The organism is Pedococcus sp. P2_E2 (genome assembly GCF_056403955.1).
This window is the reverse complement of the sequence record NZ_JBFUEM010000012.1, coordinates 20,857-39,048: the sequence shown is the minus strand read 5'-3', so window position 1 is coordinate 39,048 and position 18,192 is coordinate 20,857. Positions and strand designations below refer to the sequence as shown.

The 18,192-nt window shown below is 68.2% G+C and carries 20 protein-coding genes, 1 tRNA gene and 1 riboswitch; of the genes, 9 read left to right on the top strand and 12 right to left on the bottom strand.

The genetic code is table 11. The features are described from left to right. Positions 1–313: 313 nt before the first annotated feature. Positions 314–835, bottom strand: a complete 522-nt coding sequence (locus tag AC1DWR_RS19395; RefSeq protein WP_477624996.1) for a hypothetical protein — start codon at positions 833–835, stop codon at positions 314–316. A 350-nt stretch (positions 836–1,185) separates the two neighbouring features. Continuing rightward, positions 1,186–1,593 carry a DUF6318 family protein gene (locus tag AC1DWR_RS19390; protein ID WP_477624995.1) on the bottom strand — a complete coding sequence of 136 codons (408 nt, stop codon included), beginning with the start codon at positions 1,591–1,593 and terminating at the stop codon, positions 1,186–1,188. A 10-nt stretch (positions 1,594–1,603) separates the two neighbouring features. Between AC1DWR_RS19390 and AC1DWR_RS19385 the strand changes: the two genes are divergently transcribed. Further along, positions 1,604–1,786, top strand: coding sequence for a hypothetical protein (locus tag AC1DWR_RS19385; RefSeq protein ID WP_477624994.1), 183 nt, complete (start codon positions 1,604–1,606; stop codon positions 1,784–1,786). A gap of 89 nt (positions 1,787–1,875) precedes the next feature. Here AC1DWR_RS19385 and otsB read toward each other — a convergent pair whose 3' ends face one another. Together otsB and AC1DWR_RS19375 are read right to left on the bottom strand one after the other, a co-directional pair. Next, the gene (otsB, locus tag AC1DWR_RS19380) at positions 1,876–2,646 is read right to left on the bottom strand and encodes a trehalose-phosphatase (protein ID WP_477624993.1); all 771 of its coding nucleotides are present in this window, start codon (positions 2,644–2,646) and stop codon (positions 1,876–1,878) included. After that, positions 2,643–4,157: an alpha,alpha-trehalose-phosphate synthase (UDP-forming) gene (locus AC1DWR_RS19375; protein WP_477613945.1), complete on the bottom strand. Its 1,515-nt coding sequence runs from the start codon at positions 4,155–4,157 to the stop codon at positions 2,643–2,645. Before AC1DWR_RS19375 ends, otsB begins: the two co-directional genes overlap by 4 nt. Before the next feature lie 156 nt (positions 4,158–4,313). Between AC1DWR_RS19375 and AC1DWR_RS19370 the strand changes: the two genes are divergently transcribed. The 5 genes from AC1DWR_RS19370 (at position 4,314) to AC1DWR_RS19350 (ending at position 9,392) form a co-directional block, all read left to right on the top strand. Continuing rightward, a complete protein-coding gene (locus tag AC1DWR_RS19370) occupies positions 4,314–4,742 on the top strand; it encodes a CBS domain-containing protein (protein WP_477613944.1) in 429 nt (142 codons plus the stop codon). Positions 4,743–4,806: 64 nt separating this feature from the next. Continuing rightward, entirely contained in the window at positions 4,807–6,513 is a 1,707-nt protein-coding gene (locus AC1DWR_RS19365) for a serine/threonine-protein kinase (protein WP_477613943.1), read from the top strand. Continuing rightward, complete coding sequence (locus AC1DWR_RS19360; protein ID WP_477613942.1) at positions 6,510–8,006, top strand: threonine/serine exporter family protein; 1,497 nt, start codon at positions 6,510–6,512, stop codon at positions 8,004–8,006. The genes AC1DWR_RS19365 and AC1DWR_RS19360 overlap by 4 nt, the downstream gene beginning before the upstream one ends. A gap of 182 nt (positions 8,007–8,188) precedes the next feature. Beyond that, positions 8,189–8,341, top strand: a riboswitch (cyclic di-AMP (ydaO/yuaA leader). 11 nt (positions 8,342–8,352) lie between these two features. Continuing rightward, positions 8,353–9,090: a transglycosylase family protein gene (locus AC1DWR_RS19355; RefSeq protein ID WP_477613941.1), complete on the top strand. Its 738-nt coding sequence runs from the start codon at positions 8,353–8,355 to the stop codon at positions 9,088–9,090. Between the two features lie 229 nt (positions 9,091–9,319). Next, positions 9,320–9,392: transfer RNA gene (locus tag AC1DWR_RS19350), tRNA-Thr, on the top strand. A gap of 20 nt (positions 9,393–9,412) precedes the next feature. Here the strand turns inward: AC1DWR_RS19350 and AC1DWR_RS19345 are convergent. The 8 genes from AC1DWR_RS19345 to AC1DWR_RS19310 form a co-directional block, all read right to left on the bottom strand. Then, positions 9,413–10,462 carry a tyrosine-type recombinase/integrase gene (locus AC1DWR_RS19345; protein WP_477624992.1) on the bottom strand — a complete coding sequence of 350 codons (1,050 nt, stop codon included), beginning with the start codon at positions 10,460–10,462 and terminating at the stop codon, positions 9,413–9,415. Positions 10,463–10,631: 169 nt separating this feature from the next. Next, positions 10,632–10,814: a helix-turn-helix domain-containing protein gene (locus AC1DWR_RS19340; RefSeq protein ID WP_056922324.1), complete on the bottom strand. Its 183-nt coding sequence runs from the start codon at positions 10,812–10,814 to the stop codon at positions 10,632–10,634. Then, positions 10,804–12,360 (bottom strand): replication initiator, encoded by a 1,557-nt coding sequence (locus AC1DWR_RS19335; RefSeq protein ID WP_477624991.1) that lies wholly within the window; start codon positions 12,358–12,360, stop codon positions 10,804–10,806. Before AC1DWR_RS19335 ends, AC1DWR_RS19340 begins: the two co-directional genes overlap by 11 nt. After that, positions 12,360–12,692 (bottom strand): WhiB family transcriptional regulator, encoded by a 333-nt coding sequence (locus AC1DWR_RS19330; RefSeq protein WP_477624999.1) that lies wholly within the window; start codon positions 12,690–12,692, stop codon positions 12,360–12,362. The genes AC1DWR_RS19335 and AC1DWR_RS19330 overlap by 1 nt, the downstream gene beginning before the upstream one ends. Positions 12,693–12,736: 44 nt before the next feature. Further along, entirely contained in the window at positions 12,737–14,185 is a 1,449-nt protein-coding gene (locus AC1DWR_RS19325) for an FtsK/SpoIIIE domain-containing protein (protein WP_477624990.1), read from the bottom strand. Between the two features lies 1 nt (position 14,186). Beyond that, positions 14,187–14,438, bottom strand: coding sequence for a hypothetical protein (locus AC1DWR_RS19320; RefSeq protein ID WP_477624989.1), 252 nt, complete (start codon positions 14,436–14,438; stop codon positions 14,187–14,189). A 1-nt stretch (position 14,439) separates the two neighbouring features. Continuing rightward, positions 14,440–14,688 carry a hypothetical protein gene (locus tag AC1DWR_RS19315; RefSeq protein ID WP_057376494.1) on the bottom strand — a complete coding sequence of 83 codons (249 nt, stop codon included), beginning with the start codon at positions 14,686–14,688 and terminating at the stop codon, positions 14,440–14,442. A 1-nt stretch (position 14,689) separates the two neighbouring features. After that, positions 14,690–15,115, bottom strand: a complete 426-nt coding sequence (locus AC1DWR_RS19310; RefSeq protein WP_477624988.1) for a plasmid replication, integration and excision activator — start codon at positions 15,113–15,115, stop codon at positions 14,690–14,692. Positions 15,116–15,655: 540 nt separating this feature from the next. Between AC1DWR_RS19310 and AC1DWR_RS19305 the strand changes: the two genes are divergently transcribed. From AC1DWR_RS19305 to AC1DWR_RS19295, 3 genes are all read left to right on the top strand, one after another. Then, positions 15,656–16,429 carry an MEDS domain-containing protein gene (locus tag AC1DWR_RS19305; protein ID WP_477624987.1) on the top strand — a complete coding sequence of 258 codons (774 nt, stop codon included), beginning with the start codon at positions 15,656–15,658 and terminating at the stop codon, positions 16,427–16,429. Then, on the top strand, positions 16,426–17,394 hold the full coding sequence (locus tag AC1DWR_RS19300; protein WP_477624986.1) for an anti-sigma factor RsbA family regulatory protein: 969 nt from the start codon (positions 16,426–16,428) through the stop codon (positions 17,392–17,394). The genes AC1DWR_RS19305 and AC1DWR_RS19300 overlap by 4 nt, the downstream gene beginning before the upstream one ends. Positions 17,395–17,628: 234 nt before the next feature. After that, on the top strand, positions 17,629–18,021 hold the full coding sequence (locus tag AC1DWR_RS19295; protein ID WP_477624985.1) for a hypothetical protein: 393 nt from the start codon (positions 17,629–17,631) through the stop codon (positions 18,019–18,021). Positions 18,022–18,192 lie beyond the last annotated feature (171 nt).

Here is an 18,192-nt window from a genome sequence, read left to right as displayed (position 1 = left end):
GGTCACGGGAGGCCTGGGATCGGGGGTCGGTGACGATCTGCCGGCAACACGTCGGCGTGGGTTGGACTTGTTGCGTCCTGGTGGTCACGGGACCCCTGATTGCGGGGGTCGGTGACGATCTGCCGGCAACACGTCGGCGTGGGCTGGACTTGTTGCGTACTGGTGGTCAAAGTAGGCCCTGGATCGGGGGTCGGTGACGATCTGCCGGCAACACGTCGGCGTGGGCTGGACTTGTTGCGTCCTGGTGGTCACGGGAGGCCCGGGATCGGGGGTCGGTGACGATCTGCCGGCAACACGTCGGGGTGGGCGCCGGTCAGCGGGTGTAGAGCCTCGCCTTGGCTGTCTTCACCTGAAGGGTCTCGGGGGTGCCCTGGATCGTCACCTCGCCAGGGATGTCGATCCACTCGCCACCGTTGACGCGGAACTCACCCGTGTACGTGGCATCGGCCCGGACCGTGAAGTCGCCGGACTTCGCGTACGACTTGGTGATGTCGCCCTCCGGATAGGGACCTCCCAGAGAGGTCACCGCCCCACTCGTCGTGCCATCACCGTAGACGTAGGTGATGCTCTTGGCCCGCGGCCGGATCTCCACCCGGAAGCCCGCCATCCGCGCCCGGTCCACGTGGTCGATCTCGCCCGGTTCGTAGCCGGCGTCCGGCCAGCGGGTCTCGAAGTACGTCGGCAGGGTCACCAGGGTCACGTTGCCCTTGGGCTGGACCTCCAACGTCGGCCTCGCGAACGCGGTGTCGTGGAACGCCGCCAGGACCATCGCCATCGTCACCACCGGCCGCGCGCCCGGCGCGTCCTCGGGGAAGCACGTGATCCCGTATTGCACCCACGGCCCAGTCGCACTCCCCGCAGCGTCAACGGTGCGACGGAACAGCCGCACACTCGGCCCGAGCCCCTGCTGATCGGTGTTTCCGGCGCAGAAGGCCGCGGCCTCGGTGCACAGGTCATCCGCGTTCGGATTGTCGGGCGAGTTCGACCCACAGTTCGAGACCGACGCGTACTCATGTCTCGTCGCTTTCGCGGCAGTTGCAGCCGCCTGAGCATGGATCGCTAACAACTCCGCGCGGTCGAACAGAGTCGTTCGGGAGCCACCACCCGTGAACAGGCCGCCCCAACCGTCCGCGGCCCAGGCGGCCGCGGGAGCCAGGACGAGGACAGAGCCAAGGCAAACAGCAGTCACTGTGCGTCGAATACTCGCCACTGTTCATCCCCCCAGATGAGTAGCACGGTCCTCGCGATTTTCATGGCAGGGTCCGTTCTCACTTCGGTCCCGGCAGCGTCCACGACCTTGACCCGGTTCTGGTTGGCGGTGAGACGGATCAGTTGGCGCGCAGCCACCGCACCGGAAACCGCTGTTGTCCGGATTTGGGTGATTGGGGCTGAGACATAGCGTTGCTTCTTGGTGACCAATTCGGAGGCCGTGGTCTCAAGTCCCTTGCACGCGATACAACCCGGATCGCTCAACGGCGGGAGTAGTCCTGCCGCGGGCTTGGTCCAAGCCACGTTGGATTGCTCGACGAAGAAGCGCACGAAGGCTTCGGCGCCTTCCGGGGTGTGCGCCCTTGCCGCCGCCGGGATGTCCACCGGAGCAGTCGTGGGAGGCGAAGTCGTCGTCGCCGACCTGCTCGGCGGTGAGCTCGTCGCACTCCTCGACGTCGTCGAACCTCCAACCGGCGGGTCGGCGCCCCCCGACGAACACCCCACCAAGGCCAGCGCCACGCCAAGGCCGGACGCGGCATACGCACGCACAGAACCCACGGTCGATCCCCCTCAGTAGCCCCCGCTACCCGATCGCACGCGACTCTACGCAAACAGATGACAACTGGCCCAGCACCATCCACAGCGCGGACACCCGCCGAGACCGCCCTACCGCCCGGAGCGTCGGTCGAACACCAGCCGCAGGACCTCGGCGGCGTCCTCGGGGGAGTCGACGCGGAACCGCGCAGCGGTCTCGCCGGGACCGACCTTGACGGTGAGGTCGTCGGGCCCCAGCGCCCGGAACGCGTCCTCGTCGGTCACGTCGTCGCCGACGTAGGTGACGACGTCCGCCCCCACCTCGTCGCGCAGCGCCACCAGCGCGGTGCCCTTGTCCGCTCGCACCACACTCACCTCCACCACGTGCTTGCCGTGCAGCACGTGCAGTCCGGTATGCCGGGTGGTCACCTCGAGCGCCGCCGCCTCGGCATCGCGCGCGGCGGACTCGTCGGCCATCCGGCGGGTGTGCAGGACTACGGCCGTCGGCTTGAACTCGAGCGTGACGCCGGGGGGCAGTCCGACGCACAGGTCCTTGAGGTCGTCGGTGACCCGGTGGAGCGCCTGTGCTTCGTCGTCGCTCAGGCCGCGACCGACCTCGGAGCTGGTCTCCGCCCCGTGGCTGCCGATCCGCACCACGGCGCTGTCGGCCAGGCCGGTGAGCTGGGTCAGGGTCGAGAGGTCGCGCCCGGACACCACCGCGGCATACGTGGAGGGAAGGGCCGCCAGGCCCTCGAGGCTCTCGATCGTGCCCGGTAGGGCGCGCGATGCCATCGGGTCGTGGACGAGGGGCGCGAGCACGCCGTCGAAGTCAGACGCGACGAGCACTGTTGTCGCAGAAGCGAACTCGTCGATGGCCTCCGTCAGTCCCGGGGGCAGGCTCACGGGATGGAGTCCTCGGCGTTGTGCAGGTCGCGCGCCTTGCGGTCGGCCGTGGCGTGCTCGTCGTCGGCCTTCTGCTCCTTGGTGGTGCGCTGCGGTCGATCCGGCGCGACGGCGAGGGCTTCGAGGAACCGGGATGCCCACCGCTGCACGTCGTGGTCGGCGACACGGCGACGCATCGACCGCATCAGGCGCCGCTTCTCCTTCTCGGGCGTCTCGATCGCCCGCATGATCGTCTGCTTCAGTCCCTCGATGTCGTGCGGGTTGCAGACGAACGCCTGGTGCAGCTCGTGGAAGGCCCCCGTGAACTCCGAGAGCACCAGCGCACCGCCCTCGTCGTGACGGCAGGTGACGTACTCCTTGGCGACGAGGTTCATGCCGTCGCGCAGCGGGGTCACGAGGACCACGTCGGCGGCGAGGTAGAGCGCTGCCATCTCCTGCCGCGGGTAGGAGTGGTGGAGGTACTGGACCGCGGGCGAACCGATGCGACTGTGCTCTCCGTTGAGGCGTCCGACCTCGCCCTCGATCTCGTGCCGCAGCTCGCGGTACGCAGCCACCCGCTCGCGGCTCGGCGTGGCCACCTGCACGAAGACCTCGTTGGGCGGCGAGACCTGGCCCTCCTCGAGGAGCTCCCCGTAGGCCTTGATCCGGTGCCCGATGCCCTTGGTGTAGTCGAGTCGATCCACGCCGAGGAGCAGCGTGCGGGGGTTGCCGAGCGACTCGCGGATCTCCTTGGCGCGCTGCTGGGTCTCGGGCTGTTTGGCGACCGCCTCGAGCCCGACGTAGTCGATGGAGATCGGGACGGCGCTGGCCCGCACCCGCCGGCTGTCGTCGGCGCGCGAGACCGAGACCGTGTCCCCCTTGGTGGGCAGTCCCAGCAGCTGCCGGCAGGCACGGACGAAGTTCTGCGCGTCCGCGACCCGCTGGAACCCGAGGTAGTCCGCTCCGAGCAACCCCTCGAGCACGGCCCGGCGCCAGGGCAGCTGGGCGAACAGCTCGACCGGCGGGAAGGGGATGTGGTCGAACCAGCCGATCCGCACGTCCGGACGCAGCTCGCGAACCATCGCGGGCACCAGCTGCAGCTGGTAGTCGTGCACCCACACCGTCGCGCCCTTCGCGGCGACCTCGCAGACCGCCTCCGCGAACCGACGGTTGACCGTCTCGTAGGCGGTGAACCAGTACCGGTGGAACGTCGCCGGGACGATGACGTCGTGGTAGATCGGCCAGAGCGTGTCGTTGCTGAAGCCCTCGTAGTAGTGGGCGACCTCGTCCTCGGACAGGGGCACGGGGCGCAGGTACATGTCGTCCTCGACGAACGGCTCGGGGGACTCGCCCGCCTCTCCGTGCCACCCGACCCAGGCGCCCTCGCGGCCGCGCATGACCGACTCCATGGCGGTGACCAGACCGCCCGGGCTGGTCCGCCAGGACTCCTGCCCGTCGGCGTCCACGACCCGGTCCACGGGCAATCGGTTGGCGGCGATGACCAGGTCGAACTGCTGCTGGCTGCGAGGCACAGAAAATCAACTCCACGGTGTAGTTGCAGTGGCAACCCTATGTCGCGAGCCGACCTGACGGCACACGGTGCCACGGCCGTGGGAGCTCTCCGGCGGGTATGCCGCGTGCGTGGGCTCCCCCTAGCGGTGGCCCTCCCGGCGGTCTACCGTCTGAGCATGAGGATCTCGGATGTCGTGCGTCGCAAGGGTGGCCAAGTGGTCACCATCCGCTCCGAGGAGACCGTGGAACGGCTGCTCGACCTGCTCGCCGAGCACCGCATCGGTGCCCTCGTCGTGAGCGACGACGGTGAAAGCGTGACCGGCATCGTCAGCGAGCGTGACGTCGTGCGCCACCTGCACAGTGACGGCGCAGCCGTGCTCCTGGCGCCCGTGGGCTCGATCATGACGGCCGACGTCCAGACGTGTGGGCCTGATGTCCAGATCGACGAGCTGGCCCGCACCATGACCGACCTGCGCATCCGCCACGTACCGGTCGTGGTCGATGGCAAGCTGCACGCGATCGTCAGCATCGGCGACATCGTCAAGCACCGGATCGACGAGCTCCAGTCCGAGCGTGACCAACTTGTTGGGTACATCCAGCAGTAACCTCACCCGTTTCACAGGGGTCCCTCACGTACCGTAGGGGGATGACGGCGCAGGACGCAGGGGGATGACGACCGAGGCGATGGAGGGCAGCGGCCGGTCCGTCGCGCCCGACGGCCTCCGGATCGGCCCGTACCGCCTCATCCAGCAGCTCGGCGAGGGCGGCATGGGAGTGGTCCACCTGGCGCTCGACCCCAGTGGCAGGGCCGTGGCGCTCAAGCTGTTGCGCCCGCACGTGGCGCACGACCGCGACGCCCGCACCCGCCTGGCGCGCGAGGTGCAGGTCCTGCGTCGCATCGACGACCACCGTGTCGCGGCCGTGATCGATGCCGACCTCGACGGCGACCGGCCCTACCTCGTGACCCGCTACGTCCCGGGCCCCGCCCTGGACGACGTGGTGAAGGAGTCCGGCCCGATGCGTGGCGGCGAGCTGCTCCGGCTGGGCCGTGGCCTCGCGGACGCCCTCCACGCCATCCACGCCGCCGACGTCATCCACCGCGACCTCAAGCCGGGCAACGTGCTGCTCCTCGACGGTGACCCGGTGCTGATCGACTTCGGCATCGCCCACGTCGCAGACGACGTCCGGATCACCATGACCGGGCTGGTCATGGGGACGCCCGGCTACCTGTCCCCCGAGGTCGTCGAGGGCGCCCCGGTCACCGAGGCCACCGACTGGTGGGGATGGGCCGCCACCCTGGCCTACGCCGCCAGCGGCGCCCCGCCCTTCGGCCGCGGACCGATGGACGTGGTCCTGACGCGGGTCAGCAGGGGCGAGGCCGACCTCACCGGGGTCGACCCGCGCCTCGCCCCACTCCTGTATGCCGCGCTGTCGCCGCAGCCGCGCCAGCGCCCCGACTCCGACGAGGTCGTCGACGCGCTGGAGCGCTACGCCACCGGGAAACCGGTGACCGAGGCGCTCGCGACGCCCCCGCGGCATACCCAGGTGTTGGAGAACCGTCCCACCGCACGCTGGGAACGCCCTGCGGTCGCCGCCGGGCCCGTCGCCCTGCCTGTCGAACCGGAATGGGCCCCAGAGCCGCAGTGGGTGTCTGACGGGCAGTGGGCGCCGGAACCCGAGCAGGACCTCGTGCCCTGGGACGAGCCCGAGGGCGAGCTGTCCGAGTGGCAGGCCGCCTGGGAGGGGGAGGTCGGCGAGCCGGACCCGCGCATCGGCCGCCCGGCGCGCACCGGCACCCTGCTGGCCCTGCTCACCGTCGTGGTCGCGGCAGCGGCGGGGTTCCCCGTGGTGGCCGTCGCGGTCGCGGTGCTCTGGTCCTGGGCGGCCCGCACCGCGGACCGCTCGGTGACCTCGCTCGTGCTGCGTCGCCACCACCGCGGCCGCCGCCGGTCCGACATGCCGCTGGCCGTCGTCGCGAGCCCCTGGCACCTCGTCGTGGGGGCGCTCGCGACCGTTGTCAGCGCGATCCTGCCCCTGCTTGTCGGGATCTGTGCGGTCTTCAGCGCAGCCCTGGCCGCGGTGGCGGTCAACAGCGGCTCGCCGCACCCGAACTCCTCCGCCCCGCTGGCCGTGGGCGCACTGGTTGCCGCGTTGATGGCGTGGTGGGGCCCGGGTGGGTCGGGCCTGCGCCGCGGCACCCGAAGCATCATCCGCGGAGTCAGCCCCGGCCCGCGGGCGACCCAGGTGCTGGTGGTCCTGTTGCTGCTTGCGGCTGGCGCGCTCGCCGTGTGGAGCCTGCAGAACTCCGGTGTGCCGCAGTGGTGGCCGACCGAGGCGCCGTCGGGGCTGCTGTCCGGCGTCGGCCTCACCGCATGACGGAGGGCACCGAGGGCAGGCCGGCCAGGCCACGACCGGTCAAGCGTCGTCCGGTGCTGCGCCAGAGCCGGATCTGGCGGGGGGAGGAGCTCACCGAGACGCTTCCGATGATCGAGAGCCTGCGACACACGCCCTACCGCAACCCGCGTGTGCTCCAGGCGGCCGCCGAGGAGCGTGAGGCCAGGGCGTCCCTGGACCTGGCGCTGCGGGTCGGCGAGCTGATGCTGCGTTGTGGCGCGGGCGCACCGCAGGTCGAGTCGTCCGTGGTGGCGGTGGCCGCCGCGGCCGGGTTGGACAACCTCGAGGTCGACATCACTCTCCAGTCGCTGCTGATCCAGTGCTCGACCGGTTCGGGGGTGCCGATCACCATGCTCCGGGTCGTGCGCTCGTCGACCCGCGACTTCGCCCGGCTGACGGCCGTGCACGAGTTCGTGGAGAACCTCGTCGCCGGCTCGTACGACCGGGAGGCGGCGGCAGAGCAGCTGCGCGAGATCCGGCGCGCGCCTCGGTTCTGGCCCAAGTGGACGGTTCGTGGCTCCCTCGGGCTGCTCGCCGCGGCCATCGCCGTCATGCTCGGCGCCGGTGTGGTCGCTGCCCTGGTTGCGGGGATCTCGGCCCTCCTGGTGGGGTATGCCGCCCGCGTCCTCGGCCGCGGAGGCCTCCCGGACTTCTACCAGTGCGCCATCGGCGGCTTCCTGGCGACGACGATCGCGTGGGGCGCCTTCAGCCTGGGTGCTGCGGGCTGGCTGCCCGTGTCGTCATCCGACTTCGCCTTCATCGTGGCCGGTGGGATCACGGTGCTCCTCCCGGGTCGGACGGTCGCCTCCGCGTTCGAGGACGCGATCTCGGGCTACTCGGTCACGGGTGCGGGCCGGATGTTCGCCGTCTTCCTGACGACGGCGGGGATCATCCTGGGGGTGGCCACGGGCCTGTCCCTGACGTTCGCGCTGACCAGTGCTTTCGACCTCGAGCTCGCCTCACCCTCGATCATGGCGACGCGGGCACTCGACGCCCCCGTGGTGCTGGCCGTGGTGGGAGCGTTCGTCGTGGGCGTGGCCGGCGCGGTGTCGCTGCGGAGCCGGCGGCTGCTGGTCATCCCGTGCGGGCTGCTCTGCGCCGTCGGGGTCGCCGTGTCACTCGCGGTGTCCCGGGTCGAAGGGCTCGGCCAGCTCGCGGCGGCCGGCAGCGCGGCCATCGTGCTGGGATGTGCCGGCCGACTGCTCGCCTTGCGCATGGGTGCCCCGGCCATGGTGCTCGTCGTGCCCGCGTCCTACGGACTGTTGCCGGGTCTGGCCATCTTCCGAGGGCTCTACGAGATGGTGAACGGCTCGTCGGCCAACTCCGGGAGCCTGTCCCTCCAGGGCGGGCTGACCACCCTGCTCGGGGCGATGGCGGTGCTGCTCGCGATCGCGGCCGGCAGCGTGCTGGGGGAGTTCATGGCCGCGCCGTTCGACCACCGCATGGTGCAGAAGCGGCGGGCCCGCCGGCGCTGATCAACGGCACCGGGTGACCTTCGGCGATCGACAGCCGGCGGCGGGCTGCCGTCAATGTGTCCGAATTGCTTGTCGCCGGGGTCAGTGCCCTCTACGGTGGACAACCTGCGCAAATGCGCTCTCACAACTGCACACGGCATACCCAATCAGCCATGCACATCCACCGCGCCGAGCCTCGTCAGGTGGATGTCTTGCCGGAAGATCTCCGGGCAGACGAGGACGGGGGACCCAATTCGGCCACCACGGTGGCCTTGGGGTGAAGTCGGCTCCGGCCGACCGGGCACCTGACAGCCCGAACCCGACAGCTCACCCCGCAGGCGCCGGTCAGGAGAGGAACCCCCCCGCCATGTTCTATGCCCCGAAGCACTCTGCTCGGAAGGTCAACCCCGTCCGCCGTCGAGTGACCGGTGTCGCCGTCGCCGGTGTCGCCACCGTCGCGGGAGGCATGGCGACCGCGACCTCCGCGTCGGCATCGACCGTCTGGGACCGGGTTGCCGCCTGTGAGAGCGGTGGGAACTGGGCCATCAACACGGGCAACGGCTACTACGGCGGACTGCAGTTCTCCGACCGCACCTGGGATGCCTTCGGCGGTGAGCGCTATGCCGCGACCGCGAACCGAGCCTCCAAGGCCCAGCAGATCTCGGTCGCCCAGAAGGTCCTCTCCTCCCAGGGGCCCGGTGCCTGGCCGACCTGTGGGGCCCGGGCCGGACTGACCCGCGCCAACGGCGGGGCGGTCAACGCCGGGTCGACCACGACGCAGACAGCCGCGTCGCGGTCGGTGGTGCGCAAGGCCCCCGCGACCTCCTCTGCACGGTCGTCCGCGGGCAGGCTGGTGGTCGACGGCATCCGCGGACCGAAGACGAACGCCGCCATCGAGCGCTGGGTCGGGGGCTCGGTCAACGGCACCTTGTCGCGCGCCGACGTCAAGGCGTTGCAGCGCAAGGTCGGCTCGGCGCCCGACGGCGTGATCGGCCCGAAGACGGTCGCCGCCCTGCAGGCGAAGATCGGCGCCCGGAAGAACGGCTCGCACTCGCTCGACCGCGCCACCGTGCGGACCCTGCAGAGCTACCTCAACGCCCGCTGACCCACCGCGCCGGTGAGCCGGTGAGCCGGTGAGCCGGTGAGCCCGTGCGCCGGTGCGCCGGTGCGACGTGTTGCTCCGGGATGGTCACCGACCAGCCTGAGCGGCGATTCGTGACGTCCACGTGGCAACAGGTGCTGTCCCCCTGGCACTGGTTGCCGTGTGGTGGTCAGGAATTCTCGACGAGGGCGCCCGCGCCGGTACCATCGTCGCCGTCTGCTGCGGCAGGCAGGCCGGCGTGGCGCAATTGGCAGCGCACTTGTCTTGTAAACAAGGGGTTAGGGGTTCAAGTCCCCTCGTCGGCTCTCTGACCAGCATGTTTTCCTCAGCCTCCCTCGCCTTGGGCAACCGACCCACCGCTTTGCCCACCGCTTTCAAGGGTGAAGCGGTGTGGATCGACGGCTTCCAGTGCGGCAAGGACTCGCGGGTCGACCGATCTGCGCCCGAGATAGAAGTCGAGAGACATCGACACCCGCGAGTGTCCGAGCTGGTCGGCGATCATGCGTGGTGAGGCACCTCCGCCGTCGAGGATGGTCGCCATGGTCTTACGCCACGTGTGCGAGGTGACCCACCCGAAGCCGAGTCGATCGCGGGCGTCAGCCAATTGCCGCGACACGTTCCGGGGATCGCGGAAGCGGCCATCAACGGTGGCAAAGATCGGTTCGTCCGGAGCGACGCCGAGCTCGAACCTGCGCCGCAACATCGCCACGCACCAGGTCGGCAGCAAGAGGGCGCGCTGACCTGCCTTTGACTTTGTCGTCTTGCGCAGCAGGCCCTGTCCAGTCACCCGAATCAAGGTCGACGTCACCGTCAGGGCACCGGTGTCCAGGTCGACTTCGGTCCAAAGCACCGCCAGGGCTTCACCGATCCTCAAGCCGGTGGCCAGCAGGAATGCCGAAAAGTCCACCAAGTCCTGACGGACGGCAACATCATCCCCGGCCATGCCCATAAACCACTTTGCCTGCTCTTCGCTGGTGAGTGATCGGGGTTCCTTGGCCCGTGTCCCCTCGAGACGCTCCAGCTCGCGCGCTGGGTTTGCTGGGATCGCGCCTTGGCGGACCGCCAGACTCAGGGCGCCTGACACGATCGATCGGCAGGTGCGTGCGGTAGCGGCGCCGACGTCCTGGTAGACGTCGAGCACGAAACGATCCACGACGGGCGTTGTGAGTTCCCGAAGCCTCAGACCACCGATCCGAGGGAGCACATGACCTTCGAGCTGACGTCGGTATGTCTCCACAGTGCCCGGCGATCGTTGTCCTAGGCCAGCCAACCGCTGGATGCGGCTGAGCCAGACCTCGGCTGCCTCAGAGAGGGTTGATGCACCAGTGAGCTGACCGCCAGATCCGCGACGCTTCCGTTCCTCGAGCTCGGCCACCAGAGCCTGTCGAGCGCCGCGAGGACTCGACCCCCACCGCTCAACCTTTCGGACCTTGCCATCGAAGCCGCGAAACCGTGCACGCGCGACGATCGGGCTGGGCCCGCCTCTCACCCGCTGGATCGACACGTCGCCCCAAGCTCCAACCTCGAGCTGATGACGGGCCACGTCACGCCACCGCGGTGTGACGCTCGAGCCACTCCATGACGGCGCTCTCGCGGTAGCGAAGGTGACGCCCGACCTTGAACACCGGCGGGCCAGTCCCCTTGAGCCGCCAGTCGTACAGGGTTTGCACTGGGACGCCGAGGTACCGCGATACGTCGTCGACGGTCCACAGCGGGTCATGTCGCATGCACATTGCTCCTCCTTGGTCGTGTCCTCCGCCGTTGTTGGGACTTCCATTGCGCGTACTCGCGTGCTCTTGCGGCGGCCGCCCTTGCGAGGGCGGCGTCGCCAGACGTTTCCCACCCCGTGCCGGCGAAGCGCCAATCTCCGATGACGAGCGTGGTCTCGTCTTCGTCATCCGCCATGAGCTCGGCCTCGGTCCCGGCCAAGTCGACTCGCTTGCCCTCGCGGCGAGCCGCGGCGATGAGGGTCTGTGCGCGACGTCGGGCTCTGCGGAGGGCCCCGAGGGTGACGGAGTAGCGGTGGGACTTGGTCGCGAAGTGTCCACGGAACCCCAACATGTGGACCCAATTGGCCATCCGCTCGTAGGGGACCTCGAGCTCGTCAGGGTTCGAGAGTTCCGCCGTGCCATGCGCGCACTGAGCGATGGCGGTCGCTACCGCTTGTACCCGCTGAAGGTGGGGGTTGCTGCCGCCGTCGGCGCTCTCGGTGGCCGACTTGGTGGCGTACTTGGCCAGGTAACCCGCCACCTGCTCCGGTTGCAGCGCTGCCGCCGGATCGTCGGTACGTCGGCTGGTCCGGACGCCTCGTGCGTCAATCTGGGATCCGAAGCGCAGACCTCGCTCGAGGCTGTCGTCCAAGGCTGTTGGAGCAGTGAAGCTCACAGCTCGGGCGGCTTCCTCGACGAGCAGAGCCAACCGTGCCGGGTCGATGGAGGGCGGGCTCGGAGCAAAGCCATCGTCGCTCTTGGGCCCATCGAGGCGTACGAGGGCGTGGAAGTGGACGATCCCACGCAGCTGGAACTCGGCGACCTTGGCGTACTGGAGGGTTGCGTGCTCGTTCAGGTCACGCGGCTTGACCCCCAATGTCTTGGCGATGAGTCGCCGCAGGGTGATCGTGAACCGTCGCCACAGCTCTGGTGCCCACCACTGCCAGACCACGTGGGAGGCGTAGTCGTAGCACTCCCAGCACAGGGGCTGGCCGAGACCGGGGTCAGTCGGCCCGTGCCGCTGCATACAGGACATTGAGCGACCGTGCTGGCACCTTGACGTGGTCCCTGAGCGAGGGTGGCAACGCCGCGAGCCGTCCCTCACCCCGTGAACGCTGCCGAATGATGGTGCAGTAAGTGTGGCGAAGACAAGAGGGTTCTCGGCGACGGTGTCCGGAACTCCTTTGCCACCAGCGAGTCCGCAGCGGATCAGGTGGAAGGTGTCGGCTGCATAAACACGCGAGCAGGATGGGCACACGTCAGCGCGGCGGTTGCCGCAGCGGAGGTGGAGCACCCCGAAGGCCTCGTCAAGGGTGCTGTAGGTCTGAAGTGGTTGACCAGTGTCTCGATCGAAGGTCGTGCTGGTACCGCTAACCCGGATCGGGTTGGTGCAGTAGCCCACCCGAGCAGCCGTGCTCGCCCAGGCGTCGAAGGACCCGTTCGTCAGGCGACGGACAATGTGCCGTTCCTCGGCTGTCGACAGCTCGCCGAGCTCGAGTCCAGCGCCATCACCGTGACCGGGAAACCGTTCCCGGCCACGGCGTAACGCCAGATCGCGTCCCATCAGGCAACCTTGGAATCCTGCTGCTCGAGTGCGTCGTCAAGAACGGTCCCTAGAAGTTCCCCAGAGGCAAGCCTGACCAGCAAGGGCCGGCGCTTGCACGCGGGCACCCCTCCCCACACACCGAACTCCTCGGCATACACAAGAGCAGCCGCGAGGCAGGTGCGTCGGACTGGACACGTTGCGCAGATCGCTTCGGCGCGACGCGTCTTGGGGCTGTTGGCGTCCTCGAACCAAAGCCACGACGAGCTGCCGGCGCAGGATCCCAGTGGTTGCCAGCGACTCGCGTCGAGCTGACTGACTGAGAACTCTCGGCCCAGGTCGATCCAGGGCATCGGGCGTCCGTACCCGACGTCCGGGTTTGATCGTGGGGTGCGACTCATGCGACTTCGCCTCTCTCGGTGTCCGCTACGGCAGTCAGACGGATGGGCGTGGGTCTGGGTGAGCTCGCGGCGAGTTCAGCGATATCGGCATCGGTTAGGTACGACGCGCGCACTCGCCGTAGAGCGCGGGTCCCCTCTACTCGCACGTAGGCCACTCCCGGCGTCAGCTCGCTGATGTGGTCGGCGGCCGCACCCAGGTCTCGGGCACCGTCTCCCAAGACCATGTCGACCTGGATGGGGTTGTCCAAACGCATGGCGATCCTGGTGGGGAACAGGTCCCGCCAGACGACCACGTCCTTGCCGGGATCTTGAACAGCTGCCAGCACCGTGATGCCGCAGGCTCGGCCTTGAGTGAGCAGCAGCCCGAGCGCCTGCTCGATGCGCCGAACGACAGTGCGCTCGGCAAAGGCGGTCAACGTGGCCAACTCGTCGACGACGAGCAGGATGTGGGGGGACTTCGGGTTCGCCGCATGGGTGCGCACGCCATTCTGTGCCAGCTCCCTCGCTCGGACGTCCTTGAGGGTCACGAGCTGCTCCAGTGCCAGACACATCTGCTCGGCGCTGCCGTCCTCGAAGCGCGCGAAAAGGGGAAGGCCCGGACGCAGTTCCATACCGCCTTTGGGGTCGATGGCCCAGACCTGCAATGACCCGGCCGCGATCGCAGAGGCCGCACCGTTGAGCAGGGACCAAAGTACGGATCCCTTACCGGCGCCCGTTGCCCCCGCGACAAGTACATGTGTGCCGAGCAAACGCAGGCACCAAGCCTCCCCGTCCTCGTGTCGACCTACTTGAACCGCCGCCAGGTCGACCTGCCCCGTGGGTGCTGAAGGACGGATCACCGGTGCAAGCACATCCCGGCGGTGCAACTCGAGGAAGACGCGGCCCGGGCAGTCCTCAACGACTCTTGCTTCTCGACACTTAAGGGCATGCGCGAGGCCATCGCACTGTGCGGCCACGTGCGAGGGGGTGAGCCCAGCGGGGAGGCTGAGCTGCAAGGTGTGCACTCCCGCCCTCGTGACGCGGACCCGCCGGATCCTCGGCAGCCTGGACTGCTCTGCGCCGTGGCCGTTGAACTGGTGGTCATAGGCGACCAGTCCGTTGCGTGACGCGACCTTGGCCCACCTTGAGCGGTACCAAGGTGCGGCGGCGATCGAGGCGAGTCGCGGGTGCGCAGTGTTGGCGAATGAGCTCGGTGCCGCGAGTCTCCACGTGATCAGCGCCAGCAGGACTCCGATGGTCGTCCAGATGAGGAACCGCGATCCCAGGACGTATCCCTCGATTGCGAGCCCCACGACGATGATCGCCGGCACTGGGTTTCGGGCAGCTGCGAGCAGGATGGCGCCGATGGCGCGAACGAGCGCCCAGCCGAGTCGGACGATTCCTTCGAGGACGATCGACAGAGGATCGTCACTGTCGAACATCGGACGAGCGGGGGAGCGGTCCATGTCAGAAACCCGCGCCCGCGACACTCGCCACCGCGTTGCCGATGAGCATCGCGGCCTCGCCCATGTGACGTTCGACCTGAAGGAGGTGTTCGTCGAGGTCTCGATCGGGGCAGCTGTGCAGCTGATCCCTCAGCCTGGACTGCCGACCGAAGAGGTCCTCCTGCTCGCGCCAGAGCGACTGAAGCCGCCGGTGTACCTCGTCTGGCGCGACTCCGACCGCGGTGGACCACTGCCTCGCCTGCCCGCCGCGCACCTCACCTCTCCCTTCTCATGTCGGAGAGCGCGTCGGTCAGCCGGTCCCCCGCTGCACCGAGGGCACGACTGGCGGAGCTGATCGAAGCGAGCATTCCTTCGTCTGGAGCATCGGAGAGGCCCACGCGCAGCTTTGTCAGTTCCGCGTGGAGCTCCTCCACCAGGCGGACCCGCGACGAGAGTGCCCACGGGAGTTCAAGTTCACCAACGCCTAGGGCTTCCGCCCACGCAACCATGTCGATGGGGCGCACGTCAGGCAGCCTTGGTCGGGCTCTGCTGGCTGCTGGATCCGGACTTCACCGGGCCCATTGCGTCGGCGCGGTAGGACCAAGCGATGCGCGAGAAGTCCTCGTTGACCTTCTCGACGTAGGGGAGGGCGGACAGGCCGTGGAAGATCACGGGCGTGATCGGGCCACCGCTTTCGTTGGCCGGCGGCACTGGCTGGACCTTCGCCAGGAACTTCACAGTGACGGTCCGGGCACTCTTCGATGCGTCGGGGTCCAGGTCCAGCACATCGACCTGCCAAATCGGCAGACCCGAGTCGACGTCAACCTGTTGCACCTTGTTCTCCCGTGTCGACCGGTCGAAGTCCGACACCGGCGTTACGGGCGAGACGATGAAGGCTCCATGGGGGAACACCTCGTCGTGGGAGATCTTGAAGCGCTTCGCGATGGCCATGATGGTTACCTCTCGGATCCGCAAGCAATGCCCTATGCATTACTGCATAGATCCGACTATGCACTACTGCATGCCCCGAGTCCACTCTTTGTGATCTTGGGGTTTGGCCTCTGCGAGCCAGCCGGGGGGAGGCTGGGCATCAGATCTGCTGCAGAGCTGAATCTGGGCGAAGCCGCCAACAGCAAACGTCTACAAGTCGCCCACATAGGGCGTGTGTCCGGGTCTGCTGCTTACCGCGCTAAATTCCGCGTGGCTCTGTCTCAGCCTCGGCTTCTGCCGCATTGAAGATAGCGGGCCAATGTCTGCAACCCGCTCGAGCATCAGCCGCGCCTATCTGACGACGCTTTTTGCGCTATGGGCTGCCCGGGGGCACGGTCGGCTTTGGCAGCGCCCCAAGTCGGGCGAAGCGCGACAGCTTCGAACGTCGGCGTCCCAATGGGGGCGCCGATCGTGGATCATTTCGTGCCCGGGGAAGCGTAGGGTTTGGCTGTGGCCGGGCTGCCGAGGGTTTTTGTCAAACCGGGTCACGGCGCGCACCTGATGTCCGTCGCGAACTCGCAGGACGAGCGTCGATCCACCCTGAGCAGATGGGTGGTCAGGGGGCTGCAGGCGGGGGAAGGTTTCGCCTACGCCGACCCGGAGGGATCGTCGGGGCCCGACTCGGTTGCGTCGGCTCTGGCGGATACCGGCGTGGATGTCGACCAGGCCCAACGGGATGGCCTGCTGTTGCGGATCCCGATGACGGACTTCTACGCCTTGGACGCCCCAGCGAAGCTGCTCGCTGAGGCCCTTGCGGAGGGTCTTGGCGCGCTGCGGATTGCCGCGGACGCGCGCCACGGGCTGCAGGTGCTTGACCCCGCGACCTATCTCGACTTCGAACGCAGGTTGGCTGACACCTGCGCGGCGAGCCCCCTGTCGGCGCTGTGCCAGTTCGACACCCAAGCCGACGGGATCTGGTTCTCGGAAGTGACGTGGATGCACATGGGCTACGGCCCGACGTCTCCGTTCGTGGCGTTGCCCGACGACGAAGGCCTGTTCCTGTTCGGAGAGGTGGACATAACCAATGCCGAGGAGATGGCCGAGGCTCTGCGACTGGCCGGAAGTCACGCGGACAGGCTCCTGCAGGTCGACCTGACCGGAATGACCCTGCTCACCGCTGCGGGCTGTCGAGCGCTGATCGAGGGCACAGACGACCACCGCGCAGGCGGTGGGCAGGTCCTTCTCCTCGGTGCCCGCCCGCCGGTGCAGCGCGTGCTCAAGCTGCTCGGATTCGACCAGGCACCTGGTTTCATCATGGTAAGGGACCCAGCGTGAGGGCCAACGCCGAAACAGGCACCCCGGCGCCTGCCCACGACGGGCTCTTCTACGCCTCCGACGAACAGCTCCTACAATTCGTGGTCCCCTTCGTGCGCGACGGAATCGCACATCACGAGGCCGTAGTTGTGGTGGCGCACGACAGCACCCGCAAGCTGCTCGAGCCAGTGCTCGCGGACGTTGGCCCAGTGGAGTTTGTGAGCCCGCCCCAGGTGTTCCGCCGAACTGTTGGTGCGGTGCGTATCTACCAAGAGCTCGTCCAGCGGGCGGTGGAACGCGGCGCACCACGAGTCAGGGCCATCAGCCAGGTGGACTTCGGGGCTGCCGGCCACGGCCGAGAAGAAAACGTGCGGTTCGAGGCAGTGGCCAACCTTGCACTGGCGGCGCAACCCCTGTGGAACGTGTGCCTGTATGACGTTCGACGTCTGCCCGACGAGCTGGTGAGCACCAGCGCCCAAGCGCACCCCTACCTCGTGAGTGAGAACGAGCGCTGGCCCAATCCGGACTACGTCCCGCCCGCCGAACTGCTTCGACGCCACAGCCAAATCGGACCATACCGAGTCGAGGCGCAGCCTCCGGACCTGGACGTCCGCGACCTGCACGCGGTCGGTCTGAGTCGGCTGCGCAAGGACATCCTCGTCACGGCCTCGGCCGGCTCGGTGCTTCCCCAGGAACAGATCGACGACTTCCTCGAGGCAGTCAACGAGATCGTCACCAACTCCCTAGTCCATGGCAAGGGACCGGTTAGCATCCGTGTCTGGGTCACCCAGCAGCGCATCGTGTGCACGGTCACTGACCGGGGCGGCGGATTCGACGACCCTCTCGCAGGGTTCCTTCCGGGGCCCATGAACGGTCTACCCGTGCACGGGGCTGGCCTGTGGCTGGCCCGGAACTTCACCGACTCACTGGACTTCTCGACCACCGAGAACGGACTCACCGCACGACTCGCCTGCTGGACTAACTGAACCCGAGCCTGGCAGGTATCCACGCCGTAACACCCCGCGTCCAAGACGCCAAGATCGCGCCGACCGGATGGGGTGTTTCGACGCCACTTCGCCCACAGCACGCTGGTGAAGATGTCCCCCGCACGACCGCTCCACCGCGCCGCAGGTCGTGGGAACCCCGGCTGGGACACTGGCTGGGTGGATCGTGTCGAGTTTCGCGAGGTTGACGAACGAGGCGTCATTGAGGGTCGGATCTTGCGGACCATCCACCCTGTCGTCAACGGTGTTCTGCTTCGGGACCTGGCCAGATCCGTCGAGCGGCCCTTCGCCCGGCGGGACGGTGAGGAGCAGCTTGCGGGTGACTACATCGGGCTCATTGACTCGGTCCTGCTGCGTTGGCCGGCTAAGCATTATTACGGCGAGCCGATGGAGGAGTGGCTCTTCGATGGGCATACCGTCCTCCTTGGCTGCCGATGCGGAGACACGGCATGCTGGCCCCTGACGGCGGACGTGAAGCTGTCCCCGGGCACCGTCCGATGGGACGGTTTCCACAACAGCCACCGCGCCTGGAACCACAGCGGCTTGGGTCCGTTCACCTTCCAAACCGGGCAGTACCTCGATGCCCTCGTGGCCACGACTGGAGCCTGACCTCACCCCCGCGTGGGCGCGACACGTCGAAGTCCGCACCCTCCGCGACACCCAAGTCAGGGACGCGACGACGACCGCTGCGACCCCTGAGAGGACGTCTCGCAGATTGAAATTTCTTCAATGGCCCTGTCGGCAAGGTCCGGCGTAATCTCGCCCGTGTAGGCCCATCCC